At 67.3% G+C, this 23,867-nt stretch carries 26 protein-coding genes; 3 read left to right on the forward strand and 23 right to left on the reverse strand.

All coding sequences use genetic code 11. From position 1 onward, the window contains the following. Position 1: 1 nt before the first annotated feature. The 15 genes from hypE to ACZ5CM_RS09185 all read right to left on the reverse strand — a co-directional run bounded on the left by hypE (position 2) and on the right by ACZ5CM_RS09185 (position 11,711). Complete coding sequence (gene hypE / locus ACZ5CM_RS09115) at positions 2-1,048, reverse strand: hydrogenase expression/formation protein HypE (protein WP_464637844.1); 1,047 nt, start codon at positions 1,046-1,048, stop codon at positions 2-4. Further along, on the reverse strand, positions 1,045-2,241 hold the full coding sequence (gene hypD / locus ACZ5CM_RS09120; protein WP_464637846.1) for a hydrogenase formation protein HypD: 1,197 nt from the start codon (positions 2,239-2,241) through the stop codon (positions 1,045-1,047). Before hypD ends, hypE begins: the two co-directional genes overlap by 4 nt. Then, positions 2,238-2,480 carry a HypC/HybG/HupF family hydrogenase formation chaperone gene (locus ACZ5CM_RS09125; protein ID WP_464637848.1) on the reverse strand — a complete coding sequence of 81 codons (243 nt, stop codon included), beginning with the start codon at positions 2,478-2,480 and terminating at the stop codon, positions 2,238-2,240. The genes hypD and ACZ5CM_RS09125 overlap by 4 nt, the downstream gene beginning before the upstream one ends. 3 nt (positions 2,481-2,483) lie before the next feature. Beyond that, positions 2,484-3,302, reverse strand: coding sequence for a hydrogenase nickel incorporation protein HypB (gene hypB, locus ACZ5CM_RS09130; protein ID WP_464637850.1), 819 nt, complete (start codon positions 3,300-3,302; stop codon positions 2,484-2,486). Continuing rightward, on the reverse strand, positions 3,302-3,643 hold the full coding sequence (hypA, locus tag ACZ5CM_RS09135) for a hydrogenase maturation nickel metallochaperone HypA (RefSeq protein WP_464637852.1): 342 nt from the start codon (positions 3,641-3,643) through the stop codon (positions 3,302-3,304). Before hypA ends, hypB begins: the two co-directional genes overlap by 1 nt. Continuing rightward, a complete protein-coding gene (locus ACZ5CM_RS09140) occupies positions 3,643-4,656 on the reverse strand; it encodes a hypothetical protein (RefSeq protein WP_464637854.1) in 1,014 nt (337 codons plus the stop codon). Before ACZ5CM_RS09140 ends, hypA begins: the two co-directional genes overlap by 1 nt. After that, positions 4,653-5,315, reverse strand: coding sequence for a [NiFe]-hydrogenase assembly chaperone HybE (gene hybE, locus ACZ5CM_RS09145; RefSeq protein ID WP_464637856.1), 663 nt, complete (start codon positions 5,313-5,315; stop codon positions 4,653-4,655). The genes ACZ5CM_RS09140 and hybE overlap by 4 nt, the downstream gene beginning before the upstream one ends. Further along, positions 5,315-5,527: a rubredoxin gene (locus ACZ5CM_RS09150; RefSeq protein WP_464637858.1), complete on the reverse strand. Its 213-nt coding sequence runs from the start codon at positions 5,525-5,527 to the stop codon at positions 5,315-5,317. Before ACZ5CM_RS09150 ends, hybE begins: the two co-directional genes overlap by 1 nt. After that, positions 5,520-6,383 carry a hydrogenase expression/formation protein gene (locus ACZ5CM_RS09155; protein WP_464637860.1) on the reverse strand — a complete coding sequence of 288 codons (864 nt, stop codon included), beginning with the start codon at positions 6,381-6,383 and terminating at the stop codon, positions 5,520-5,522. The genes ACZ5CM_RS09150 and ACZ5CM_RS09155 overlap by 8 nt, the downstream gene beginning before the upstream one ends. Positions 6,384-6,420: 37 nt before the next feature. Further along, positions 6,421-6,849: a thioredoxin domain-containing protein gene (locus ACZ5CM_RS09160; RefSeq protein ID WP_464637862.1), complete on the reverse strand. Its 429-nt coding sequence runs from the start codon at positions 6,847-6,849 to the stop codon at positions 6,421-6,423. A gap of 1 nt (position 6,850) precedes the next feature. Beyond that, positions 6,851-7,153 carry a HypC/HybG/HupF family hydrogenase formation chaperone gene (locus tag ACZ5CM_RS09165; RefSeq protein ID WP_464637864.1) on the reverse strand — a complete coding sequence of 101 codons (303 nt, stop codon included), beginning with the start codon at positions 7,151-7,153 and terminating at the stop codon, positions 6,851-6,853. Continuing rightward, positions 7,153-7,845 (reverse strand): HyaD/HybD family hydrogenase maturation endopeptidase, encoded by a 693-nt coding sequence (locus ACZ5CM_RS09170; RefSeq protein ID WP_464637866.1) that lies wholly within the window; start codon positions 7,843-7,845, stop codon positions 7,153-7,155. Before ACZ5CM_RS09170 ends, ACZ5CM_RS09165 begins: the two co-directional genes overlap by 1 nt. A gap of 273 nt (positions 7,846-8,118) precedes the next feature. After that, positions 8,119-8,823, reverse strand: a complete 705-nt coding sequence (gene cybH / locus ACZ5CM_RS09175; RefSeq protein ID WP_464637868.1) for a Ni/Fe-hydrogenase, b-type cytochrome subunit — start codon at positions 8,821-8,823, stop codon at positions 8,119-8,121. Between the two features lie 12 nt (positions 8,824-8,835). Continuing rightward, a complete protein-coding gene (locus tag ACZ5CM_RS09180) occupies positions 8,836-10,635 on the reverse strand; it encodes a nickel-dependent hydrogenase large subunit (RefSeq protein WP_464637870.1) in 1,800 nt (599 codons plus the stop codon). After that, positions 10,635-11,711, reverse strand: a complete 1,077-nt coding sequence (locus tag ACZ5CM_RS09185) for a hydrogenase small subunit (protein ID WP_464637872.1) — start codon at positions 11,709-11,711, stop codon at positions 10,635-10,637. Before ACZ5CM_RS09185 ends, ACZ5CM_RS09180 begins: the two co-directional genes overlap by 1 nt. A gap of 362 nt (positions 11,712-12,073) precedes the next feature. Here ACZ5CM_RS09185 and ACZ5CM_RS09190 point away from each other — a divergent pair, with 362 nt between their 5' ends. Next, complete coding sequence (locus tag ACZ5CM_RS09190) at positions 12,074-12,562, forward strand: MerR family transcriptional regulator (RefSeq protein ID WP_464637874.1); 489 nt, start codon at positions 12,074-12,076, stop codon at positions 12,560-12,562. On the opposite strand, the gene ACZ5CM_RS09195 is transcribed toward ACZ5CM_RS09190, so the two are convergent. From ACZ5CM_RS09195 to ACZ5CM_RS09205, 3 genes are all read right to left on the reverse strand, one after another. Beyond that, positions 12,550-13,677, reverse strand: coding sequence for an aminotransferase class V-fold PLP-dependent enzyme (locus ACZ5CM_RS09195; RefSeq protein WP_464637876.1), 1,128 nt, complete (start codon positions 13,675-13,677; stop codon positions 12,550-12,552). The two genes, ACZ5CM_RS09190 and ACZ5CM_RS09195, sit on opposite strands and share 13 nt — an antisense overlap. Before the next feature lie 172 nt (positions 13,678-13,849). After that, positions 13,850-14,308 carry an Lrp/AsnC family transcriptional regulator gene (locus tag ACZ5CM_RS09200; protein WP_464637878.1) on the reverse strand — a complete coding sequence of 153 codons (459 nt, stop codon included), beginning with the start codon at positions 14,306-14,308 and terminating at the stop codon, positions 13,850-13,852. Continuing rightward, positions 14,305-14,760, reverse strand: coding sequence for an Lrp/AsnC family transcriptional regulator (locus tag ACZ5CM_RS09205; protein ID WP_464637880.1), 456 nt, complete (start codon positions 14,758-14,760; stop codon positions 14,305-14,307). The genes ACZ5CM_RS09200 and ACZ5CM_RS09205 overlap by 4 nt, the downstream gene beginning before the upstream one ends. Positions 14,761-14,898: 138 nt before the next feature. Between ACZ5CM_RS09205 and ilvC the strand changes: the two genes are divergently transcribed. Both ilvC and ACZ5CM_RS09215 read left to right on the forward strand, forming a co-directional pair. Then, positions 14,899-15,921, forward strand: a complete 1,023-nt coding sequence (gene ilvC, locus ACZ5CM_RS09210) for a ketol-acid reductoisomerase (protein ID WP_464637882.1) — start codon at positions 14,899-14,901, stop codon at positions 15,919-15,921. A 149-nt stretch (positions 15,922-16,070) separates the two neighbouring features. Continuing rightward, a complete protein-coding gene (locus ACZ5CM_RS09215) occupies positions 16,071-16,916 on the forward strand; it encodes an SDH family Clp fold serine proteinase (protein WP_464637884.1) in 846 nt (281 codons plus the stop codon). Positions 16,917-16,929: 13 nt separating this feature from the next. Here the strand turns inward: ACZ5CM_RS09215 and glmM are convergent, their stop codons facing one another. From glmM to ACZ5CM_RS09240, 5 genes are all read right to left on the reverse strand, one after another. Then, the gene (gene glmM, locus ACZ5CM_RS09220) at positions 16,930-18,273 is read right to left on the reverse strand and encodes a phosphoglucosamine mutase (protein WP_464637886.1); all 1,344 of its coding nucleotides are present in this window, start codon (positions 18,271-18,273) and stop codon (positions 16,930-16,932) included. 12 nt (positions 18,274-18,285) lie between these two features. Next, positions 18,286-19,293, reverse strand: a complete 1,008-nt coding sequence (gene folP / locus ACZ5CM_RS09225; protein ID WP_464637888.1) for a dihydropteroate synthase — start codon at positions 19,291-19,293, stop codon at positions 18,286-18,288. Next, positions 19,290-20,210 (reverse strand): dihydroneopterin aldolase, encoded by a 921-nt coding sequence (locus tag ACZ5CM_RS09230; RefSeq protein WP_464637890.1) that lies wholly within the window; start codon positions 20,208-20,210, stop codon positions 19,290-19,292. Before ACZ5CM_RS09230 ends, folP begins: the two co-directional genes overlap by 4 nt. A 174-nt stretch (positions 20,211-20,384) precedes the next feature. Beyond that, on the reverse strand, positions 20,385-21,035 hold the full coding sequence (locus ACZ5CM_RS09235) for a cell wall hydrolase (protein WP_464637892.1): 651 nt from the start codon (positions 21,033-21,035) through the stop codon (positions 20,385-20,387). A gap of 186 nt (positions 21,036-21,221) precedes the next feature. Then, a complete protein-coding gene (locus ACZ5CM_RS09240) occupies positions 21,222-23,804 on the reverse strand; it encodes a putative PEP-binding protein (protein ID WP_464637894.1) in 2,583 nt (860 codons plus the stop codon). Positions 23,805-23,867: the final 63 nt, after the last annotated feature.

The following is a 23,867-nucleotide window of genomic DNA, read 5'->3' on the forward strand; positions in this document are numbered from 1 at the left end:
CCTAGCAGATCCGCGGCAGCTGTTCGCCGGCCAGCCAGTCGACGATGCGGGTGCCGCCGAAACCCGTCTCCATGGTGACGAAACCCATCTCGTCCCCGGTCACCTCGCCGATGATCGCCGCGTCGCGGCCCAGCGGATGGGCGCGCATCGCCGCCAGCAGCGCCGCGGCGTGCCCGGGCGGGCAGATCGCCACAAGCTTGCCCTCGTTGGCAACGTAAAGCGGGTCGAGCCCCAGAAGCTCGCAGGCCGCATCCACCTGCGGGCGGATCGGGATGGCCTCCTCGTCAAGCCTCATGCCCACGCCCGAGGCTTGAGCGATTTCGTTGAGCGCCGCGGCCAGACCGCCGCGGGTGGGGTCGCGCAGGGTGCGGATTTCCGGCACCTCGGCCACCATCGCGGCCACCAGATCGTGCAGGGCGGCGCTGTCGGACAAGATCGCCGTCTCGAACTCCAGGTTCTCGCGGCTCGACATGATCGCCACCCCGTGGTCGCCCAGATGCCCGCTGACCAGGATCCTGTCGCCGGGCCGGGCATTGGCCGCCGAGATGTCGAGCCCCGCCGGCACCACGCCGACCCCGGTGGTGGTGATGAACACCCCGTCGCCCTTGCCGCGCTCGACCACCTTGGTGTCGCCGGTGACGATGGCCACCCCGGCCCCGGAGGCGGCAGCCGCCATGGATTTCACGATCCGCTCCAGATCGGCCAGAGGGAAGCCCTCCTCCAGGATGAATCCTGCCGCCAGATGCAAGGGGCGCGCGCCCGACATGGCGATGTCGTTGATCGTGCCATGCACGCTAAGCGCACCGATGTCGCCGCCGGGAAAGAACAGCGGGCTGACCACATGGCCGTCGGTGGCCATCACCATCCGCCCCGCCGGAACCTCGAAGGCGGCCTGGTCGTTCATCTCGCGCAGCATCTCGTTGTCGAAATGCTTCACGAACAGCTCTTCGATCAGCTGGGCCATGGCCCGCCCGCCGGCGCCGTGGGTGATGTCCACCTTTCCGGTGCGCATGTTGATGCGGGTGGGAAAACGTTTGTGGGCGTTCATTCGGCGGCCTCCCGTGCGGCTTCGCGGCGGCGGGCGCGGGCATCGGCGGCGACGGCATCGGCGCGCGCCTTGTCGATGCGGAACCGGCCATAGCTCCAGTAGGCGGCGCAGGAGCCCTCGGACGACACCATGCACGACCCCTGCGGGTTGTCGGGGGTGCAGACGGTTCCGAACAGCTTGCAGTCAGTGGGTTTCTTCACCCCGCGCAGGATGGCGGGGCATTCGCAGCCCTTCACGTCCTGCCCGCGGCTGTCGCCCAGATCGAAGCGGCGCTCGGCATCGAAGGCGGAAAATTCGTCGCGGATCCGCAGCGCCGACCAGGGCACCTCGCCCAGGCCCCGCCATTCGAAGCTGGGGCGCAGCTCGAACACCTCGCTCACCAGCCCCTGGGCCTTGAGGTTGCCCTCGGGGGTGACCACGCGGATATATTCGTTCTCCACCTCGAAGCGGCCCTCGTTGATCTGGCGGATCAGCATCAGGGTGGACTGCATCACGTCCAGCGGCTCGAACCCGGCAATCACCACCGGCTTCTGGAATTCCTCGGCGAAATATTCGTAAGGCGCGCTGCCGATGATCGAGGAGACATGGCTGGGCCCCAGAAAGCCGTCGATCTTCACCTGCCCCAGTTCGCGCACCTCGGGGCTTTGCAGGATGTGCTGGATCGCCGAGGGCGTCAGCACATGGTTGCAGAACACGGTGAAGTTCGCGAGCCCCTCGGCCGCCGCCTGCTTGATCGCCACCGCGGTGGGCGGCGTGGTGGTCTCGAAGCCGATGGCGAAGAACACCACCTCGCGGTCGGGGTTCTCGCGGGCGATCTTCAGCGCGTCCTGCGTGGAATAGACCATGCGGATGTCGGCGCCGTCCGCCTTAGCGCTGATGAGCGAGCGCCGCTTCGAGGCCGGCACGCGCATCATGTCGCCATAGGAACACAGGATCGCGCCGTGGCGCTCGGCCAGTTCGATGGCATTGTCGATGCGCGGGATCGGCAGCACGCAGACCGGGCAGCCGGGGCCGTGCACGAAACGCACGTTCCCGGGCATCAGATCCTGCACCCCGTAGCGGAAGATCGCGTGCGTATGGCCGCCGCAGAATTCCATGAAGGCATAGTCGCGCACCGGGTCGGCTTCTTCGGCGATGCGCGCGGCAAGCGTCTTCGCAATGTCCTTGCGGCGGAAGTCATCCACATATTTCATTCGGCGGCCTCCTGCGGCGGCAGCTGGCCCAGCTCGGCCATCAGTTCAAGGGTGCGCGCGGCCTCCTCGCGGCTGACAACGTTGAGCGCATAGCCCACATGGACCAGCACATAGTCGCCCGGCGTCACCCCCTCGACCAGCGCCAGAGAGATCTCCTTGCGCACACCATCGAGCGAGACGATGGCGGCGGTGCCGTCATCGGTGATCTCGACCACCTCGGCCGGTATTGCCAGGCACATGATTCAGACCTCCTGCCCGATCGTCTGCATGGTGCGGGCGGCCTCGATCCAGTCCAGCCACCCCTGCAAGCCTTCGCCCGTTTTCGCCGAAACCTTCAGCACCTTCAGCCGCGGGTTGATGCGACGGGCATTGGCGATGCAGGCCGCAACGTCGAAATCCAGATGCTCCAGCAGGTCGGTCTTGGTCAGGATCATCAGGTCGGAGGCATGGAACATGTCGGGATATTTCAGCGGCTTGTCCTCGCCCTCGGTCACCGACAGAATCACCACCTTGTGCGCCTCGCCCAGGTCGAACCCGGCCGGACAGACGAGATTTCCCACGTTTTCAATGAACAACACGCCGTTCTTCACATCCAGATGCTCAAGCGCGTGACCCACCATGTGGGCATCCAGATGGCAGCCCTTGCCGGTATTCACCTGGATGGCCGGCACGCCGGTGGCGCGGATGCGCTCGGCATCGTTGGCGGTCTGCTGGTCGCCCTCGATCACCGCCAGCGGCAGCCGCCCCTTCAGCCGCGAAAGCGTCGCCGTCAGCAGCGTGGTCTTGCCCGAGCCGGGGCTGGAAACAAGGTTCAGCGCCAGCGTGCCCGAGCCGGCCAGCGCGGCGCGGTTGGCGGCGGCGTACTGGTCGTTCTTGGCCAGGATGTCCTGTTCGATCTCGACCATCCGGGCCTGGCTCAGCCCCGGGGCATGGGCCCGCGCCGGCCCCTGCCCGTAGTCATGGGTCTGCCCGTTCGGGTGATGATGATGGGCATGAGCATGAGTATGTGAATGCCCCTCCACCGTCACTTCGCCGCTGGCGCAGCCGCACACATTGCACATCAGTCCACCTCCAGGTCCTTGATCCTCAGTTCCTCGCCCCCGGTGATCTGCACCTGATAGGAACCGCATTTCGGGCAGGGATCGAAACGCGCGCGCACCGCGACCGGCTGGCCGCAGGGCATGCACCAGCCGGTCACCGGCGTCTCGATGATCTCCAGCGCCGCGCCCTCGGCGAGAGAGCCGCGCGTCACCACGTCGAAACTGAAGCGCAACGCCTCGGTTTCAACCCCCGCCAACGGGCCGATTTCCAGCCGCACGCGCCGCACCCGGCCAAAGCCTTGCACGGCCGCCTGTTCCTCGATCACGTTGACGATACTTTCACAGATCGACATTTCATGCATCAGGCGGCCCTCAGTTCGTAGTCCACGCAGGGGTCGATGGCCTCGATCACCGCGCGCGCCGGCTCCGGGGCCAGCCCGGCCAGCGCCCGCGCCGCCACCCCGTGCGGGTGAAAATTCCACTCGGTCGGGGCGAGGATCACGTATTCGGCCACCCTTTCCCCGTCGAGGCGGGCATGATGGATCAGACGGCCACGGGCGGTTTCCACCACGCCCAGCCCCGGCGCGGGGGCCGTCCGGGCGCGGGCGGCAGCGATTTCGCCAGGCAGCGCGGCCAGTTCCACCAGCCGTGCCAGCAACCGCGCCAGCAACCCCGCCCCATGGGCGTTGATCGCCGCATCCACCAGCGGATGGGCGTGACGGCGCGCCAGCGGGCCGGTTTCGCGTGGACCATCCCAGTCGGGGATTGCCGCGAAGGCCGGCTCGCGCAGCCGCGGGGCCAGATCGCCGGGCGGCATGTCGGGCAGATAGGCAGGCGTTACCGCACCCAGCCCCGCCTGTCCCTGCCGCAGGGTCGCGGCCAGCCAGCCGGCCGGCAAGGTGCCGGCATCTGCCAACCAGCGGTGCAGATCGGCCATGTCGGCAAGCGCCAGGAAATCCTCGGGCGGCGTTCCCAGCACGTGTCTGCGCAGATAGGCGGCAAGCGCGCCGGCCGCATCCTTGCCGCTGCGCGCCGCCTCGACCAGCGCCATCACCGGCGGGGCAGGCAGCGGCGGGGCAGGCAGCGGCGGCGCATCGGCCGGCCGCCATCCGGTGAGGATTCGCAACAGGTGTTCGCGCGCGGTTTCGGCCAGAACCACCCGCACGGGCCCGGCCCCGATGCGCCCGGCCAGCGCCAGCCCTGCGGCGGCGGAATGGGCCTCGCCGCACAGGACGAAGATCTGCCGCAGCAGCGGCGCCACCTCTTCGCGGCGGCGCCCGCGCAGCAGCCCGCCCACCCGTCCCGCCGGCCGGGTCGAAGTGATGCGCGCCGGGCGGGCGGCAAGATCGATCAGCAGGCGCCCCTCGATGCTCATGCCGCGTCTTCCCCCTTGCGAGGCAGGCCGCGCAGCAGATCGCGCCGGCTGAGCATCGCCGCCCGGTCGCGCCCGTCATCAAGGGAGTCGCGCACCGGCCCCTGCGGCCCCTGCCCTTCCGGCGCGGCTGCCGCCGGCTGCGCCTCGGCTGCGGATTCTGCCTCGGCCACGGCAGCCTCGTGATCGAACTCCTCCATGAAGGGGGCGGGACGGCATTGCGCCAGCGCCCGGCGTTCACGGTCGCCTTCGCCCCTGCATTCGGGGTTCATCACCTCGGCCAGAGCCGCCGCCGCCGTATCGCGTGCGGCCTGCATGTCGGCAAATTCGAATACCGGCGAAAACAGCGAACACATCAGCAGCGGCCCCAGATCCTCGTCGAGAGTGACGATGAATTCCACCTCTCCCGCGGGCAGCGGGCGGCGCAGCTTGTGGCCCGTGGCCCAGCCCGCCTCGGCCTGCGCCGGCACGATCACCAGGTTCAGGAACCACGGCGTGATCAGCACCCCCAGCCGGTCGCCGCCGCTGTCCGCAAGCGGCTCGAAACCCAGCGCGGCAACCCCAAGCGCCCGGTTCAGGATCGGCATGCCCTCCATCCGGGTGCGCGCGATCAGCTCGAACCGGGTTTCGAGAAGGACGCGGATCTCGGCCGGGTCCTGCATCAGTCAACCACCATGAAATCTTCGCGCCGTCCGTCGCATTCGGGGCAGGTCCAGTGCTCGGGCAGTTGCGAAAACGGCGTGCCCGGCGGGATCTGCCAGTAGTCGTCGCCCTTTTTCGGATCATACTGCCACCAGCAGATCTTGCATTCGAGGATGTCGTCATCCTTCAGCTTCGTCAGGTCGCCGCCAAAGGAGCCGTTGAAGTCACTCATCGTAAAGCCTCATCACCTCGGCCAGACGCTTGGCGCTGTCGCGAATGTCCTCGGGGGCAGCAAGGACCACCTCGGGGACGGGGGTGATCTCGATCGAATTGAGGATCAGCGCATCCTGCGAGTTGAAATACTGCACCCACCAGACATTGCGGGTGCCGGTCGAGGACACCCGGCAATTGCCGTAGCCGCGCGACAGCACGATGGTGTCGCCCACGCCCAGCTTGCGCGCCAGATAGTCCAGATCGGCCTCGGAATGGGGCAGCAGCGACAGGTTGATGCTGTGCACCGGCGCGCCGGGGCCGGCCCGGGGCACCTTTTCGGCAATCTCGGTCAGCAGGGGCGGCGCGTTGAACACCCCGTCGGGCAGCGGGTCCGAGGCCGGCTCGGGCAGGTCGGCGGCCGCGGCAAAGACCCGTTCGGACACCGCCGCAGGCCATGCGCCCACCTCGACCGCATCGCGGGCAAGGCTGCCCGAGTCGTCGAAATGCAGCACCCGCCACAGCCCGGCAAAGACCGATTCCTGCACCTGGATGCGCGGCCCGGCCACCATCGAGACCTCTCCCTCGCCCAGGATCTGGTTCACAAGTCCCAGATCGGCGGGCGACAGATCGGCAAGCTCCACCATCTGCGCCGGATCGCCCGGCTGCCAGCCCTTCAGCACCGCCAGGATGGCCCGCAGCCGGTCCTTGCCGGCCTCCATCCCCACGGTCTCTTCCGGCTCGGGTGCCGCCGGAAGCTGGAAGGTGAACATCTCGCGCGGGATCTCCATGGGCGCCAGCTCGATCCCGTCGGGGCTTTCGGGCTGGCTGCCGGGGCCGAGGCCGAGTCCGGGAGGAAGTTGAAAATCCTGTGTCATGGGCCCGTATCCTTTCACGTCCGTTCGCGCTGTCATGTCACCGAGCAGCGCCCGCGGGGGCGCAGCCATCGGGGAATTGGTAGGGCGGCGGATCATGCGGCTGGCCGGCCAGGATCCGGTTGATCTCGGTGATGTAGTCCTGCCAGTCGAGCACCTTCTGGATGCGCCCCAGATAACCGCCATCGCGCAGGAAGATCAGCACCGGGTAGCGGTTGAACCGGAACCGCGTCTGGATCCTGCGTTCGCTGCCCCGATCGAGCACCGCGCCGGTGAGGTGGCCGTTCGAGGCCTTGATGATCTCGGGCAGGATCACGGCCAGATCGTTGACCTCCACATGGCGTTTCCAGTCGCCGCCCACCATCAGCACCATGTCGCCGGCGTCGCGGGCGAAATCGTCCAGCGTATCGGCGTCGAGGACGGGCAGGTTTTCCCGTTCGATCACCGATTGCATCAATGGCGAAAACATCTCAGCGTCCCTCCCTGCGGTCGCGTTCTTCGGCGGCGGCGATGATGTCGGCAAACAGAACGTCGACATTGCCGTCGCCGCCGGCGATCACGTCGTCGAGCGCGGCCAGCGCGTCCGAAAGCCGCGCCGCCTGCCGGGCGTCCAGAACCTCGCGCGCGGCATCGATGAACACCAGCACCCAGCTGCCGGGCGGCTGGCGGCCCACCAGCATCATGTCGATGCGCCGCCGCCGCCCCTGCCGGTCGGCGCAGATCGCATGGGTGAGACCGCATTCGACCACCTGCATGGGCACGCCAAGGCACATTACCCCTGCCCTCCGGGGGCGCGGGCCAGAATGGCCTCGATCTCGGCATCGGGGTCGGCGGGCGGGGCGAAATTGCCGTCCGCCAGCAGCCGCGCGTCGCCGATCCGGCAGGCCTCGTCGGCCGAGGGGCGTTCGCCCTCGTAGCGCTCGGCGGTCATGATCGGGCAGGCGATGGTGCTGTCAGGAGGCAGCGGCACCGGCCGGCGGCGCAGCACGATCCGGTGGCGGGCTAGCTCTTGCACGGCCATGTCGATGGCCGGGTCGATCCGGGCCCGGACCACATCGCGCAGGCCGCCGCCGTAATCGTCCAGCTCTTCGGGCTGCACCCCGATCAGCAACAGGCGCGAAGGCGCATCGCCCATCATCGCCGCCATGGCCAGAACCTCCTGGAAACCGGTCTGGTGCAGGCTGATCTTCTTGCAGCCCATGAACCGGGGCACCTCGTCATCCTCGACCCGCTTCAGCGTGCCCGGCGGCAGGCCGTAATCGACCGCATCGAACACGATCAGCACGTCCGCCTCGCGCACATGCTGCACCAGATAGATGCCCTGGGTGCCGCCATCCATCAGCGTCACGTTGTCGGGGATGTCGTAGCGGCGGTGCATCTCCTCGACCGCGCGCACACCGAAGCCCTCGTCCGCCCAGAGCAGGTTTCCGATCCCCAGAACAAGAACTTTCGGCCGGTCCGGCATGTCCTCTCCCTGTTTCCGCACCCCGCTGCGAATCGTCGCACCGGTTCGACGGCTTCCAGTATGGCAGAAAATCCGGTTGCTCGGCTTCCAAAGCTGCGAAGAAAATTTCACGCCTTTTCAATGGACACACTCATGCGTAGCGCAAAAACCGGATATTTGAATTCCACCATATGAAAGGATACTTTCCATACCGGCATCCGCCATCGTCACGCACAGGGCGCCGCGCCCCCGGAAGAGGACGCGGCGCCCGAGCGAAGCTGCCGATGGGCCGGCTCAGTCCCGATCCACGGGACGGTCGTCCTTGAACATCCGCCAGCCCGAGATCATCGAGCTGATGATCGACTGCCGCGACATGATGTCCTCGCGCACCGCCACATAGACATGGATCATCACGAAGAGGATGATCACCCACATGCCCAGATGGTGCCAGGTATGGACATCCTGGCTCTGCCCGAAAAGCGGGATCACCCAGGACGAGAACCACTCGTATTCCCATGAATCCATCCCGGCGCCTTCGCCGTAAAGGGCAAGGCCGGTGACGATCATGAAGACGATCCCCCACACATACATCACATGCATGGTGATCACCGCCAGCGGGTTGTGGCCGGCATATTTGCGCGGCTCCTTCACCAGCATCAGATACCACAGGATTTCATGCCACACGCCGCCCCAGAAGCTGGACCTCCACACCGGCGGCAGGAAGATTTCGCGCGCATGCGCGTTACCGACCACCACCCAGTAGAGGCGGAACACGAAGCCCACGATCACGATCCATGCGGCCACGAAGTGGATGTAGCGGATCCAGCCGAACAGGAACCAGTCGGAGGCCTCGCCGCCCAGCGAAGGCGGCGGAGAGCCGATGAGATAGCCGCTCACCCCCAGCGCCAGGATGGCGAATGCCTGCACCCAGTGCCAGATGCGCACCGGTGCCTGATAGACGTAGATCGCCTCTTCCTTGTGTGCCCTGATCTCGACCATAGCGCGCCCTCCTCAGCGGACCTTGACGTTGGCCAGTTCCTCGCCGTCTTCGCTCATGACATGGGTCGAGCAGGCAAGACAGGGGTCGAAACTGTGCAGCGTGCGCAGGATCTCGACCGGCTCTTCGGCGACCTCGACCTTCGTGTTCATCAGCGCCGCCTCGAAGGCGCCGATATTGCCTTCGTTGTCGCGGGGGCTGCCGTTCCAGGTGGTGGGCACGACGCACTGGTAGTTGTCGATCTTCGTGTCCTTGATGCGGATCCAGTGCCCCAGAGCGCCGCGCGGCGCCTCGGTGAAGCCCACGCCCTTGACCTCGCTCGGCCAGGTTGAGGGGTCGAACTTCTCGGTGTTGGCGGTGGCGCTGTCGCCGGCCTTGATGTTGGCGATCAGCTTGTCCACGAAGTAGAGCTGGGTTTCGGCCGCCCACTGGGCCTCGAGCGCGCGGGCCGCGGTGCGCCCCAGCGTCGAGAACAGCGCCGAAACCGGCAGATCCAGCGCGCGCAGCGTGCGGTTGATCTGGTCGGTGAAATATTCGTGGCCCTGGGCATAACCGACGATGTAGCGCGCCAGAGGGCCCACCTCCATCGCGTGCCCGCGCCAGCGCGGCGCCTTGATCCAGGAATACTTGCCGCCTTCATCGATGCGCTTGATGTCGGTTTTCGTGCCGACAAGGTTGGGGCCCAGCTCGTAATTGGCCTCGGTGATGCCGTCCCAGGGATGCAGGCCCCTGGCCTCGTCGGGGTACTTGTACCACGAATGCGGAACGAACTCCTGAATCTGCTCGGGGTCGCGCACATCGACCGGGTGCACTTCGTCAAGCTTGCCGTTGATGATCGCGCCCACCGGCATCATCAGGTTTTCGGGGCTGTAGTCGTTGGCCCGATCGGGGATATCGCCATAGGCCAGCACGTTCTGCCCCGACAGCCCGCCGCCGTAAAGCCAGCTCTTGTAGAACCCGCCGATGGCAATCACGTCCGGGATGTAGACGTTGTTGACAAATTCGATTGTGCGCTGGGTGACACTGCGCACGTAGTTCAGGCGCTCCATGTTCACCGGCGCGCCGGCGCCCTGCACCCCGTCCATGTTGATGGCGCAGGGCACCCCGCCAACCAGCCAGTTGGGGTGGGTGTCCTTGCCGCCGAAGATGGTGCGCACGGTCATGATTTCCTTCTGGAAATCCAGCGCCTCGAGGTAATGCGTGACCGCCATCAGGTCGGCCTCGGGCGGCAGAAGATAGGCGGGGTTGGTCCAGTAGCCGTTCTTGAACGGCCCCAGCTGACCGCTTTCCACGAAGTTGCGCAGCCGCGTCTGGATGTCGCGGAAATATCCGGGGGACGATTTCGGATGCCGCGGGCTGACCGCTTGCTGCAGCTCGCTCGTGGCCTTGGGGTCGGCCTTCAGCGCGTTCACCGGGTTCACCCAGTCCAGCGCATGCAGGTGATAGAAATGCACCAGATGGTCATGCACCTGCAGCGCCAGCTGCATGATGTTGCGGATCGAGTTGGCGTTTTCGGGGATGTCGATGCCCAGCGCATCCTCGACCGCCCGCACCGAGGTCAGCGCGTGGGTGCCGGTGCACACCCCGCAGATGCGCTGCACGAAGGCCCAGGCATCGCGCGGATCGCGGCCCTTGAGGATCACCTCGAGCCCCCGCCACATGGTGCCGGTGGAGACCGCATTGCGGATCACGTTGTTCTCGTCGAGGTTCACCTCGCAGCGCATGTGCCCCTCAATCCGGGTCACCGGATCGACGACCACGCGCCGGCCGCTGTCATCAAGGGTGAAACCGTTGGGGGTGGTCACGATAGCCATTATGCATCATCTCCCTTGCTCGCGATGCGCTTGATCACGCTGGCGCCGGCATGGATTGCCGCCGCCCCCGCGACGATGCCGGCCGCCGCCGTGCCGATCTGGTCGGCGTCGGCGTCAATGCCGAAGCCCTTGATGTCGGTGAGGCGCTCGTAAAAGCCGCCCTTGTCCCAGAAGCCGTCCTCGGAGCAGCCGATGCAGGGGTGGCCGGCCTCGATCGGGAAGGACAGCCCGCCGTTCCACTTGATGGTCGAGCAGGCGTTGTAGGTGGTCGGCCCCTTGCAGCCCACCTTGTAGAGGCAGTAGCCCTTGCGCGCGCCCTCGTCGTCGAACTTCTCGACGAACTGGCCGGCATCGAAATGGCCGCGCCGGTAGCACTTGTCATGGATGCGCTGGGAATAGAACATCTTGGGCCGGCCCTGGTTGTCCAGCTCGGGCAGCTTGTCGAAGGTCACCATGTAGGTGATCACCGCGGTCATCACCTCGGCAATCGGCGGGCAGCCGGGCACCTTGATGATCGGCTTGTCGCCGATGCCGGGCACCTTGTGGGTGGGGGTGGCGGTGGTGGGGTTGGGGCGCGCCGCCTGCACGCAGCCCCAGCTGGCGCAGGAGCCCCAGGAAATGATCGCCTTTGCCCGGTTGGCGACCCGGGTCAGCTCGTCCTTGAAGGGCTTGCCGCCCGAGATGCAATACATGCCCTCTTCGCCCAGCGGCGCGTTGCCCTCGACCGCCAGCAGGAAGTTGCCGTCGTATTTTTCCAGCGTCTCGTCGATGATCGCCAGCGCCTGCTCGCCGGCCGCCGCCATGATGACATTGTCGAAGTCCAGCGAGATCATCGACAGGATCACGTCCTTGGCCAGCGGATGCGCCGAGCGGATGAAGCTTTCCGAACAGCAGGTGCATTCCAGCCCGTGCAGCCACAGCACCGGGATGCGCGGCTTGTTCTCCATCGCCTCGGCGATCTTCGGCGCGAATGCCGGGCTGAGCCCCAGCGCCCCGGCCGCGAGGCTGCAATATTTAAGGAAACTGCGCCGGGTGATCCCCTGCCGGCGCATCACGTCATAGAAGGTCTCGACCATCTCATCTCCCTTCGCATGGCTGTCGGTGCGCGGTTGTCGGTTCGGGCGCACGGCTGTCCGCAACCAGCATAGGCAGGCGAAAACACCGCACCGAAGCAAAACCCTCGCCGGCGCGGAAAACCCCGCGCCTGCCCGAAATCCCCGCATTTTCAGCCGGTTGCCCGGATTGTCGCGATCAGTGCCGGCCGAACCGCATGAGAGGATGGCTTCCATCCGGTCAAATGCCGGCAAGAAGCTTTCCATCCCGCGCAGGGCCCGCGCAGGGATCGACGCTCTGTGCAGGGTGCGCTCACGCGGTTCTGATTTTGCCCCTGCGCAAACCCGTATCAGGATACGGTCATGGAGGAAGAGGAGGGGCCCGCATGGCCGCACTGACGATCGGACAGGCCGCCCGCAGGGCCGGAGTCGGCGTGGAGACGGTCCGCTTCTACGAACGCAAGGGGCTGATCGAGAGACCGCCGAAGCCGGCCTTTGGCGGCTGGCGCGACTATTCCGGCGAAACCGTCCGGCGCATCCGGTTTATCCGGCAGGCGCAGGAGCTGGGATTTTCGCTGCGGGAAATCGGCACCCTTCTGAGCCTGCGCGCCGATCCGGCAACGAACTGCTCGGCCGTGCAGAAACAGGCGCAGGACAAGCTGGCGCAGGTGGAACGCAAGATCGAGGAGTTGCAGAAGATCGGCGCGGCGCTGAGACGGGTGATCGCCGCCTGCCCCACGCAGGGCGGGCTGGAGGGCTGTTCGATCATCGCCGCGCTGGAAGATCCGGGGCAGTTCTCCCGGCCCGGCGGTGCCGATGGTCGCGATCGGGCGCCCGAACCGGCAGGTGCCGTGCGGCCGGATCAGAGAATCTGATCCACCACCCGTTTGAGCCGCGCGATGGTGCCGTCCACGTCCTTCAGCTTGTCCAGCCCGAACAGGCCGATGCGGAAGCTGCGGAAATCTTCCCCCTCGTCGCATTGCAGGGGCACACCGGCGGCAATCTGGACGCCATGATCGGCAAATCTGCGCCCGGACTGGATGTCGGGATCATCGGTATAGCCGACCACCACGCCCGGCGCCCCGAACCCTTCGGCCGCCACCGAAACGATCCCCTTCTGCTTCAGCATCGCGCGCACGCCTTCGCCCAGCGCCCATTGCGCCTTGCGCAGGGCCTCGAAGCCGTAGTCGGCACTTTCCGCCATCCGGTCGCGAAAGACGCGCAGCGCATCGGTGGGCAGGGTGGCGTGGTAGGCGTGGCCGCCGGCCTCGTAGGCGGCCATGACCTGCCGCCACTTCTTCAGGTCCAGCACGAAACTGTCGCTTTCGGTCTGCTCGAGCCGCGCCAGGGCGCGTTCCGACAGCATCACCAGCCCGGCGCAGGGCGAAGCGCTCCATCCCTTCTGCGGGGCGCTGAGCAGGACGTCCACGCCGGAGCGGCGCATGTCCACCCAGACCGCGCCGCTGGCGATGCAGTCCAGCACCATCAGCGCTCCCACCTCGTGCGCCGCCTGCGCCAGCGCGGCCACATAGTCGTCGGGCAGGATCATCCCCGAGGCGGTTTCCACATGCGGGGCGAAGACGATGCCGGGTCGGCGGCGGCGGATCTCGGCCACCACCTCGCCGATGGGCGCAGGGGCGAAGGGGCGCGGGGCGGCATTGCCCAGCTGCCGGGCCTTCATCACCGTGGCACCCGCCGCAATCCCGCCGGTCTCGATGATCTGGCTCCACCGGTAGGAAAACCAGCCGTTGCGCACCACCAGCACCTCGGCGCCGCGGGCGAACTGGCGGGCCACCGCCTCCATCCCGCAGGTGCCGCCGCCGGGCACGATGGCCACCGCATCGGCGGCGTAAACCTCCTTCAGCATCGAGGAGATGTCGCGCATCACCTGGCGGAAGGCAGCCGACATGTGGTTGAGCGAACGGTCGGTGAAGACAACCGAAAATTCCTCGAGCCCGTCGGGATCGACGGTGGAAAGCGGCGCGGGCATGGAGTTTCTCCTTGATGCTGTGGTGCGGTGATAGCGTGCGTCCATCGGGTTGGCAAAACGGTTTTCGGGACCTGCAGGGGGCGCTGCCCCCTCTGGCGCGCGGAGCGCGCGCCATTCACCCCCGGAGTATTTTCCGGCAAGAGGAAAAGGAGGGGCGCGGTTTTCCGCGTTTTCAGCCGATCGGTCCGGCCAGGCGCTCTTCGCTGAGCATGACGTTGGCCTCGACATCCCCGGCCCCCGGCAGGGTCATGATCCGGCGGCGCAGGATGCGTTCGAAATCGGACAGGTCGCGCGCCACCACGCGCAGGCGGTAGTCATACATGCCCAGGACGTGCTCGACCGTCTGCACCTCGGGGATGGCGCTGACCGCGCGTTCGAAGTCCTCGAAGCTCACCTGTCGCTTGCGGGCAAGCTTGATGCCCAGAAACACCGTCACCCCGAACCCAAGCGCCTCTGCATCCAGCCGCAGGCGCCGGCCGCGGATCACGCCGGCCTGTTCAAGGCGGCGGATGCGCCGCCAGGCGGCCGGTTGCGACAGGCCGAGCCGGCGGCCCACCGCCCCGGCGCTGCGGGTCGCGTCCCGCATCAGCAGCCGCAGGATCTGCCGGTCGGTATCGTCGAGCGCGATCATACCGGCAGGGCCTCGTCGTTCTTGACCCGCGACAGGTGCATCAGCGCCTCGACATCGGCGATATGGGGCAGCGCCAGGATGCGGTCGCGGTAGATCTGGCGGTAGTGGTTCATGTCGTGGGCGATCACCGCAAGGCGCACATCCACCCGGCCCAGGAAGGTCTGGATCTCGAGTACCTCGGGGATCTCGCGCGCGGCGGCGATGAACTCGTCGAAGGCGCGCGGCCGGGTCTTGTCGAGGGTGAAGCGCAGGGAGACCTCGACCGCGTAACCGAGCGCGGCCCAGTCGATCACCGCCTCCTGCGCGCGGATGATGCCCGCCGCCTGCATCCGCTCCAGCCGCCGCCAGCAGGTGGCCGGGGTGACGCCGGCGCGCGCGGCCAGCTCGCCGTTGGTCAGCTGCGGCGCGGCCTGGTAATGGCGCAGGATGCGCCTGTCGGTATCGTCCAGCATGGATTTTCCGCATACAGGATTATTAGCGAATGAAGTTTCAGAATATTAAGGATTCTTGAAAATGATTGGAATCGCAATCTGAAAAAAACGCGCTAGACCCGCATCGGAACATGCATATCACGAGAAAGGGAACGGAACATGCGTGTCTATTACGATCGCGATTGCGACATCAATCTCATCAAGGACAGGAAGGTGGCCATTCTGGGCTATGGCAGCCAGGGGCATGCGCACGCGCTGAACCTGCGCGATTCGGGGGCAAAGAACGTGGTCGTCGCCCTGCGCGAGGGCAGCCCCAGCGCGAAGAAGGCCGAGGCCGAGGGCCTGCAGGTGATGGGCATTGCCGAAGCCGCCGCCTGGTGTGATCTGATCATGTTCACCATGCCCGACGAGCTGCAGGCCGAGACCTATCGCAAATACGTCCATGACAACCTGCGCGACGGCGCTGCCATCGCCTTTGCCCACGGGCTGAACGTGCATTTCGGCCTGATCGAGCCGAAACCGGGCGTCGATGTCATCATGATGGCGCCAAAGGGCCCCGGCCACACCGTGCGCGGCGAATATCTCAAGGGCGGCGGCGTGCCCTGCCTGGTGGCGGTGCACCAGGATGCCAGCGGAAAGGCGCTGGAGCTGGCACTGTCCTACTGCGCGGCCATCGGCGGGGGACGCTCGGGCATCATCGAGACCGACTTCAAGGAAGAATGCGAAACGGATCTGTTCGGCGAACAGGCGGTGCTGTGCGGCGGTCTGGTGGAGCTGATCCGCATGGGCTTCGAAACCCTGGTCGAGGCGGGCTATGCGCCCGAGATGGCCTATTTCGAATGCCTGCACGAGGTGAAGCTGATCGTCGATCTGATCTATGAAGGCGGCATCGCCAACATGAACTACTCGATCTCGAACACCGCCGAATACGGCGAATACGTCTCGGGGCCGCGCATCCTGCCGCGCGAGGAAACCAAGGCGCGGATGAAGGCGGTTCTGGAGGACATCCAGCAGGGCCGCTTCGTGCGCGACTGGATGACCGAATGCGCCGTGGGCCAGCCCAGCTTCAAGGCCATCCGGCGCAACAACGACGCCCACCAGATCGAGGAGGTGGGCCGGCGCCTGCGTGACATGATGCCCTGGATCACCGCCGGCAAGATGGTGGACAGGGAAAAGAACTGAGGAAGGACCGCGCCGGCCCTGGCTGCGATCCGATGCCCCCGGCCCCGCGGCCGGGGGTTTTCATTTACCCCGCCCCCGCGGCACGGCTTGCAATGGGCGCCCGCCCGCCGCATCATCGGCATGTATCAAGAAAGACGGGGGGCAACGACATGGATTCGACCGGCGGCGGCCTGGGACTGATGGACATCTTCTGGCTTCTGTTCCTGCTGTCGGCCTTCCAGCCCCTGGTCACGCGCAAGCTGCTGGACAATCTCCGCCAGCGCAAGATCGCCCAGATCGAACGCAAGCGGGGCTCGCGGGTGATCCTGCTGGTGCATCGGCAGGAAACCATGAGCTTCCTCGGCTTTCCGATCATGCGCTATATCGACATCAACGATTCCGAGGCGCTCCTGCGCGCCATTCACGCCACCGGCCCCGACACGCCGCTGGACATCGTGCTGCACACGCCGGGGGGGATGGTGATCGCCGCCACCCAGATCGCCCGCGCGGTCAAGGCCCATCCCGGCAAGGTCACGGTCTTCGTGCCGCATTTCGCCATGTCGGGGGGCACGCTGATCGCGCTGGCCGCCGATGAAATCGTCATGAGCCCCCACGCCACGCTGGGCCCCATCGACCCGCAGCTGGGCCAGCAGCCGGCGGCCTCGATCCTCAAGGTGGTGGAACAGAAGCCGCTCAAGGACATCGACGACCAGACGCTGGTCATGGCGGATCAGGCGGCGAAGGCGATCTCGCAGGTGCAGGCAACGGCGAAATCCCTGCTGATGGGCAGGATGGACCCCGAACAGGCGGACAGGCTGGCCACCACCCTCTCCGAGGGGCGCTGGACCCACGACCATCCGATCTTCGCGGCCGATGCCCGCGAACTGGGCCTGCCGGTCAGCACCGACATCCCCGACGAGATCCTGGCGATGATGTCGCTCTACCCCCAGCCCACGCAAAGAACGCCCAGCGTGGAGTATCTGCCCCACCGGCAACCCCCGCAAAAGCCGAACTGAGGAGCCCCGGCTGTCAGGCGACGGCGGCCTTCACCGCTGCCACGACGCTGTCCACCGTGCGCGTCAGCAGCGCCCCGTCCTCGCATTCGGCCATGACGCGGATCAGGGGCTCGGTCCCCGACTTGCGGATCAGAAGCCGCCCGCGTCCGCTCAGCGCCGCCTCGGCCTCGGCAATCGCATGCTTCACCGCCGCGGCGGCAAGCGGCGCCTGCCCCGTCTCGTAGCGAACATTCCGCAGCAGCTGCGGGACCGGCTCGAACTGGCGGGACAGTTCCGAGGCGCGCCGCCCACTGCGAACCATCTCGGCCAGGAAGTGCAGCCCGGCCATCAGCCCGTCGCCGGTGGTGGCGTAATCGGTCATCACCACATGTCCCGACTGTTCGCCGCCAAGATTGAAGCCGCCTGCGCGCATCCGCTCGACCACGTAACGGTCGCCCACGGCGGTGCGCTCAAGCCCGATCCCCCGTTCGGCGAGAAACCGCTCCAGCCCCAGATTCGACATGACCGTGGCCACCAGGGCACCACCCCGCAGCCGGCCCTCTTCGGCCCAGCGCGAGGCCAGCAAGGCCATGAGCTGGTCGCCATCGGCGATCTGCCCGTGTTCGTCGATCACGATCACCCGGTCGGCATCGCCGTCAAGGCAGATGCCCACATCGGCCCCGTGCGCGGCCACCGCTTCGGCCGCGACCTGGGGCCTGGTCGAACCGCAACCGCGGTTGATGTTGTGCCCGTCGGGCGAGACCCCCACGGGGACGACATCGGCGCCCAGTTCCCACAGAACCTCGGGGGCAGAGCGGTACGCGCCGCCATTGGCACAGTCGATCACCACCTTCAGCCCGTCAAGGCGCAGGTCCCGCGGCAGCGAGGATTTCACCCGCTCGCCATAGCGGAATCGCGCGTCGTCCACCCGCCTGGCGCGGCCGATATGGGCCGGGCGCGCCAGTTCCACGCCGCTTTCCACCAGCGCCTCGATCTCGGCCTCCATCTCGTCGGACAGCTTGAACCCGTCGGGGCCGAAGAACTTGAGGCCGTTGTCCGAGGCCGGGTTGTGGCTGGCCGAGATCATCACTCCCAGATCGGCCCGCATCGAACGGGTCATCAACCCGACCGCCGGCGTCGGCACCGGTCCCAGCAGCAGCACGTTCATGCCGGTCGAGGTCAATCCCGCCGTCAGGGCGTTTTCGAACATGTAGCCGGAAAGCCGGGTGTCCTTGCCGATCACCACCCGGTGAACGCCCCCCGCCTCGCGGCGGAAATAACGTCCCACCGCGGCCCCGATCCGCAGGGCCATGTCGGCGGTCATCGGGTAAACATTGGCGGTGCCCCGCACCCCATCGGTTCCGAAAAGCTTGCGCATTTTTCAAATCTCTCAACGAACGGCCTGCCACAGGCGCAGGGCCTGGGCGGTTTCTGCCACGTCATGCACCCGCAGGATTTGCACGCCCTGCGCCAGTGCCGCAAGCCCCACGGCGATGGAACCGGGCGCACGCGCGTCAGCGCGCGGTTCCTTGCCGATGGCGCCGATGAAGCGCTTGCGCGACACCCCCAGCAGAATTGCACAACCAATCCCGTGAAACAGGCTGATATTTTGCAACAGCGCAAGGTTGTGCGCCTGCGTCTTGCCGAACCCGATTCCCGGATCGACCACGATCCGGCTGCGCGGAATGCCCTGCCCCTCCAGCGCCTCAACCCTTGCGGCAAGGAAATCGTAGACATCCAGCACCACATCCGCATAGGACGGATCGTCCTGCATGGTGGCCGGATCGCCGCGGCTGTGCATGACGCAGACCGGCACGCCGCGCCCGGCGCACAGCGGCGCCAGGGCGGGGTCGAAGGTGAAGCCCGACACGTCATTGACCAGATCGGCGCCGGCCTCCAGCGCCGCCCGCGCCACCGCCGCCTTGCGGGTGTCGATCGAGATCGGCAGGGCGATGTCCCCGCCCGCCAGCCCGGCGATGACCGGGGCAACGCGGGCGGCTTCCTCGGCCTCGGGGACGGTGGCCGCGCCGGGGCGGGTGGATTCGCCCCCCACGTCGATGATATCCGCCCCTGCCGCGACCATCGCCCGCACGGCGGCCTGGGCGGCCGCTGGCGTCTGGTGCCGCCCGCCATCGGAAAAGCTGTCCGGGGTGACGTTGAGAATGCCCATGATCCGCGGCCGGTCTAGCGTTAGTCCGCAAAGCGGCGTGCGCGGCGTGGTCAGGCGGTGCAGAACCTCCCCGGGGATGTCCGAGGCCGCAACGATGCGCGCCGGGCGGGCGCGCGAAAGGCATTCGGCATGGGTGAACCACAGACGCCCTCCGGCCAGGGGCACGGCGCCCTTGGGCCGGGACGCGCCATGCTGAACCAGCGGGCGGTAACGGTCTTCGTCGCTCACAGTTCCGGGCTCTCCACCGATACGGCGCGCAACGGCACGCCGGGATTGTCGGGCAGATCGGCGCCGAAGACCATCATTTCCTCGGCGTGGAAATGCGCCGCGAACCAAGCCGCCAGCGCCACCGCGTCAGAGGGCTGCGCCGACGGGCCATCCACCGCGTCGAGCACGATCTTGGACGGAGCCCAGACGCTGATCTGGCCGTGCTTCATGGCCCAGTCGAGTTCCGTCCGGGTGGCGACCACCACGCAGCGGGGATCGCGCGCGGCCAGAACCCAGGCGTTCTGCTCGATCGCCAGCAGGTCGATCCGCCGCTGGGTCATCGGGTGTCCCGATTGCGGCGCCGGCGCATCGGGCGCGCCCACGCACAGGATCAGCGGCCGGCCCTGCGCCTGAAGCCGGTCGATCCAGCCCGGCAGATGGGGCGAGGCAATGGCGGCATTGGACAGATACACCAGCCGGGGATGGGGGCGGTCGTCATCGTCGGGCCGGTGCCAGACCTGGCCGCGCGCGCGGACGATCTCGACCCCCAGCGCGCCGGGGCCGCGGTCAAGCTTTTCGATGCGCACGAACACCCGCACCGCCTGGGGTTCGGCCAGGATGCGCTCGGCAATCCGTTCGGCCAGCGTCTCCAGCAGGTTCAGCCGCTCTTCGGCCAGTTCATGGGAAATCGCCTCGGTCACCTTGTCATAGGACAGGATGCGGTCCACGTCGTCGTCGATGGGCACCGCTACGGGCTCCACCTCGACCACCACGTTGAAGCAGACCCGCTGGGTAGTGCCGCGCTCGGACTGGAAGGCGCCGATTTCCACCTCGACCACGTGATCGCGCAGCGAAATGCGGTCAAGCGGCCCGTCCCCGGCCGTGGCACTGGCGCGTTCGGACGGGTGAGAAAAGGCAAGGCGGATTTCGCTGCTCATGGAAGGGATCTCATTGAACGGGGACCTCCGGGGCTGACAGGCGTGATGTCGTCGGCATGCCGGCACGAGAATGCGCGCGGAGCGCTGCTATAGCAGGCCCGTGTGCGCCGCACCAGCGCCGGAAAGCGTCATGGCCGGCAAGAGAGTGCAGGCGGTCACCGCGCGCGGGTGGTGTCAGCCGTTGCTCGCCGTGCGGAGCTTCGGGCGATAGAAGACATGCACGCCGATCTTCGCCGTGCGGGTGAACTTGCGCGCCCAGCGCGGCCGCACCGAAGTGGTGTGATAATAGGTCGCGCCGTCGGTCAGATCCTCGTCAACGCCATCCAGAACCGCGCGCGCAACCTTGCCCACCCGTTCCCAGGCCGCAGGTTCGGTGATCACTTCCTTGCGGCCGTCGCACAGGAAGGTGAACTGGCACTGGTACTTGCGGCCAGTCCCCTGGCGGATCACGCCGCAATAGGTATCGGGAAAGCGGCTGCTTTTCACGCGGTTGCGGATCACCTCGGCGACCGCGAACTGGCCCTTCACGGATTCGCCGCGGGCCTCGAAATAGAGCGCCTGGGTCAGGCATTCCCATTCCGGCCCGCCCTCGGCCTTGGGCTGGGCGTCGATCCATTCGCGGGTGAAGCGAACCGTCGGTTCGGCCTTGCGCCCGATCAGACGCGACAGCAGCGCCTTGAGCCCGCCGCCCGGACGTCTGGCCCCGACATCCGCCGAGGCCACTTTCACGCCGGCATCGGCAACCGTGCGTTCGGGTTCGGAAACGGCCGCCCCCGAATGGGAGATGACGGCCAGGACGACCGTCAGTGCCAGAAGTCTTTTCATCTTGCCCCCCAACGGACAATGGCCCGCGCAGGCCCCTCGTTCAGTCAGCGCAGGGGCGGATGTACTGCAAGAGGGGCTTCGCGTCCAGCGCTTCGGCCGCAAGCGCGCTGCCGCGGCGGTCCTGCGCCGGGCCCGGCGGGGCGCCCTTGCAAGCATGCGACGGCTTGCCCCCACAAGATCGAGGTATCAGGAAGATACTTCACCCCCGATCTTGTGGGCGATCGCCAGTTGTGCGGCAGCAAGTCGCGCCACCGGAACCCGGAACGGAGAACATGACACGTAGTCGAATCCGACGCTGCGGCAGAAGGCGATCGATTCGGGATTGCCGCCATGTTCGCCACAGATCGACAGGGTCAGACCGGGGTGCGCCTCGCGCGCCCGCGCGGCGCCCAGTTTCAACAGCTCTCCGACCCCCTCGATGTCGAGCACGTGAAACGGATCTTCGGCAAAGACGCCCTTGCTGACATAAGCGGACATGAACCGCCCGGCATCGTCGCGCGACAGACCATAGGTCATCTGGGTGAGGTCGTTGGTGCCGAAGCTGAGAAAGGCCGTATGCGGCGCGATCTCGCCCGCCCGCAGCGCCGCGCGCGGAGTTTCGACCATGACGCCGAGGCGATAGGTGAAGTCCCGCCCCTGCTCGGCCCGGACAGCCGCGGCCACGGCGTCGATGCGCGCCTGCATCAGCTCCACCTCGCGCCGCGCCGACACCAGCGGCAGCATGATCTCGGGCACCACCGGGGCGCTGTCGCGGCTGGCTTCCAGCGCGGCCTCGAAAATGGCGCGCGCCTGCATTTCGTAGATCTCGGGCAGGGTTACGCCCAGCCGCACCCCGCGCAGGCCCAGCATGGGGTTGTATTCGCGCATCGCCTCGACCCGGCGGATCACGTCCGAAACCGGCAGGTCCAGCGCCTCGGCCATCTCGCGCAGCCCGGTGCGGGTGGTGGGCAGGAATTCGTGCAGGGGCGGATCGAACAGGCGGATGCAGACCGGCATCCCTTCCATGATGCGAAAGAGCTGCACGAAATCGGCGCGCTGCATGGGCAGCAGCCGGGCCAGCACCGCCTCGCGCCCGGCGCTGGTTTCGGCGAAGATCATCTCGCGCATCACGGTCAGGCGGCCGGGCTCGAAGAACATGTGCTCGGTGCGGCACAGCCCGATCCCCTGGGCATCGAAATTGCGCGCCGTGCGGGCGTCGGCCGGGGTGTCGGCATTGGCCCGGATGCCGATGTCGCGCTCGGCATCGGCCCAACCCATGAAGGTCTGGAAGGCATCGTCAAGCGCGGCCTCAAGCATCGCCGGCTGGCCCGCCAGCACCTGGCCCGAGCTGCCGTCGATGGTGATGACGTCACCGGTGGTGAACACCCGCCCGTCAGCAGCGATCAGCCGGCGTTCGTTGACGTCGAAGCGCATGGACGAGGCCCCGACGATGCAGGGCAGCCCCAGCCCGCGCCCGATCACGGCGGCATGGCTGGTCATGCCGCCCCGTTCGGTCAGCACCCCGGCGGCCGCATGCATCCCCCGCACGTCCTCGGGCGAGGTCTCGCGACGCACCAGGATGCAGGCTTCGCCGCGGGCGGCGGCGGCCTGGGCGTCGGCGGCGGTAAACACGATCCGCCCGGTGGCAGCGCCGGGACTGGCAGCGATGCCGGTGCCGATCACGTCGCGCTCGGCCTCGGGGTCCACCTGGCGGTGCAGAAGCTCGGTCAGCGAATGCGGGTCGATCCGCATCAGCGCCTCCTGGCGGGTGATGATCCCGTCCTCGGCCAGACGCACCACGATCCGCAACGCGGCGCGGGCGCTGCGGGCCACGCGAACCCCGTCGAGGATATGTACCTCGCCGTCCCGGATCACGAATTCCACCTGCATTTCCTCGCGCAACCGTTCGCGCATCAGCGCCGCATCGGCCTTGAGACGGGCGAAGGCCTCGGGCGCCACCTCCTCCAGGGACGGGCCGCGCGGGTCGCGTTCCAGATACAGCGCCCCGGAGCCGACCCCCAGCGCATCGCGGCCCTGGCTCTGGCTCAGATAACGGCCGGTGATCTGCGGCATCCCCGTCACCGGATCGACCAGCTGCAGCACGCCCGACCCACACTCGCCCCGGCCGTAGCCCGGCACCATTTCCTGGATGACCAGCCCCAGCCCGGCATCGGCCGGCGCCCCCTTGGCCTGGCGCAGAAGCCGCGCCGTGGTGCCCTGCCACGCCCGCGCCATCGACCGCAGCACCCCGGCCAGCTGCACCCCCGGATCCTGGGGGAAGGGCTCGTCGGTCTCCTCCTGGTAGGCAAACAGCGTCTCCGACAGCCCCACCGGCCCGGTGGCGACCACGTGATCGAACACGTCCGGGTCCAGCCGCGCCACGTGAACCGCATAGGACTGAACGAAGCGCATGTAGATCGTGGCTGCCGCCTCCTGCCCCAGCGTTTCGCTCACCTCCACATAGACCGCGTCATTCATGCCGATATTGAGCACCGCCCGCGGCCCGCCCCAGTCGGGATCTTCCGACGAGGGCCGCACGCACAGTAGCGTGCCCGGCTCGAACTGTTCGAGAATGGCCCCGATATCGGGCAGCTCCCCCTCGCCGATCCGGCGCACCGCATCGAAGGACAAGGCAACCGTGCGGGGCACCGGCAATTCCAGCCGGATCAGCCGCTGCAGGCACTTGGCCCGCCCGCCATGAGTGTCGGCGGCAATCGGCGCGCCCGGCGTGATCAGCGTGACATGCGGATTGTTCTGCACTGCGGCATTCCTCCTTCGCCGCAGCAGCATAAAGCCCGACCCGCAAGGCGCAAGGAAAACCGCACTGCCCGCTCGGCGCACCCTTCCCTTCCT

The sequence above is a fragment of the Piezobacter thermophilus genome, from assembly GCF_055386745.1.

Coding starts and splice junctions, on each gene's coding strand:
- ACZ5CM_RS09205 (WP_464637880.1), bottom strand. CDS start 14,760: ATGCTGGACGATACCGACAGGCGCATCCTGCGCCATTACCAGGCCGCG.
- ACZ5CM_RS09150 (WP_464637858.1), bottom strand. CDS start 5,527: ATGAGTGACTTCAACGGCTCCTTTGGCGGCGACCTGACGAAGCTGAAG.
- ACZ5CM_RS09180 (WP_464637870.1), bottom strand. CDS start 10,635: ATGGCTATCGTGACCACCCCCAACGGTTTCACCCTTGATGACAGCGGC.
- ACZ5CM_RS09185 (WP_464637872.1), bottom strand. CDS start 11,711: ATGGTCGAGACCTTCTATGACGTGATGCGCCGGCAGGGGATCACCCGG.
- ACZ5CM_RS09170 (WP_464637866.1), bottom strand. CDS start 7,845: ATGCCGGACCGGCCGAAAGTTCTTGTTCTGGGGATCGGAAACCTGCTC.
- ACZ5CM_RS09140 (WP_464637854.1), bottom strand. CDS start 4,656: ATGAGCATCGAGGGGCGCCTGCTGATCGATCTTGCCGCCCGCCCGGCG.
- hypA (WP_464637852.1), bottom strand. CDS start 3,643: ATGCATGAAATGTCGATCTGTGAAAGTATCGTCAACGTGATCGAGGAA.
- ACZ5CM_RS09215 (WP_464637884.1), top strand. CDS start 16,071: ATGGATTCGACCGGCGGCGGCCTGGGACTGATGGACATCTTCTGGCTT.
- ACZ5CM_RS09235 (WP_464637892.1), bottom strand. CDS start 21,035: ATGAAAAGACTTCTGGCACTGACGGTCGTCCTGGCCGTCATCTCCCAT.
- ACZ5CM_RS09195 (WP_464637876.1), bottom strand. CDS start 13,677: ATGCCCGCGCCGCTTTCCACCGTCGATCCCGACGGGCTCGAGGAATTT.
- ACZ5CM_RS09200 (WP_464637878.1), bottom strand. CDS start 14,308: ATGATCGCGCTCGACGATACCGACCGGCAGATCCTGCGGCTGCTGATG.
- hypE (WP_464637844.1), bottom strand. CDS start 1,048: ATGAACGCCCACAAACGTTTTCCCACCCGCATCAACATGCGCACCGGA.
- ACZ5CM_RS09230 (WP_464637890.1), bottom strand. CDS start 20,210: ATGAGCAGCGAAATCCGCCTTGCCTTTTCTCACCCGTCCGAACGCGCC.
- ACZ5CM_RS09125 (WP_464637848.1), bottom strand. CDS start 2,480: ATGTGCCTGGCAATACCGGCCGAGGTGGTCGAGATCACCGATGACGGC.
- cybH (WP_464637868.1), bottom strand. CDS start 8,823: ATGGTCGAGATCAGGGCACACAAGGAAGAGGCGATCTACGTCTATCAG.
- ACZ5CM_RS09240 (WP_464637894.1), bottom strand. CDS start 23,804: ATGCTGCTGCGGCGAAGGAGGAATGCCGCAGTGCAGAACAATCCGCAT.
- glmM (WP_464637886.1), bottom strand. CDS start 18,273: ATGCGCAAGCTTTTCGGAACCGATGGGGTGCGGGGCACCGCCAATGTT.
- ACZ5CM_RS09165 (WP_464637864.1), bottom strand. CDS start 7,153: ATGTGCCTTGGCGTGCCCATGCAGGTGGTCGAATGCGGTCTCACCCAT.
- ilvC (WP_464637882.1), top strand. CDS start 14,899: ATGCGTGTCTATTACGATCGCGATTGCGACATCAATCTCATCAAGGAC.
- ACZ5CM_RS09190 (WP_464637874.1), top strand. CDS start 12,074: ATGGCCGCACTGACGATCGGACAGGCCGCCCGCAGGGCCGGAGTCGGC.
- hybE (WP_464637856.1), bottom strand. CDS start 5,315: ATGCAGGACCCGGCCGAGATCCGCGTCCTTCTCGAAACCCGGTTCGAG.
- hypD (WP_464637846.1), bottom strand. CDS start 2,241: ATGAAATATGTGGATGACTTCCGCCGCAAGGACATTGCGAAGACGCTT.
- hypB (WP_464637850.1), bottom strand. CDS start 3,302: ATGTGCAATGTGTGCGGCTGCGCCAGCGGCGAAGTGACGGTGGAGGGG.
- ACZ5CM_RS09160 (WP_464637862.1), bottom strand. CDS start 6,849: ATGTTTTCGCCATTGATGCAATCGGTGATCGAACGGGAAAACCTGCCC.
- ACZ5CM_RS09155 (WP_464637860.1), bottom strand. CDS start 6,383: ATGACACAGGATTTTCAACTTCCTCCCGGACTCGGCCTCGGCCCCGGC.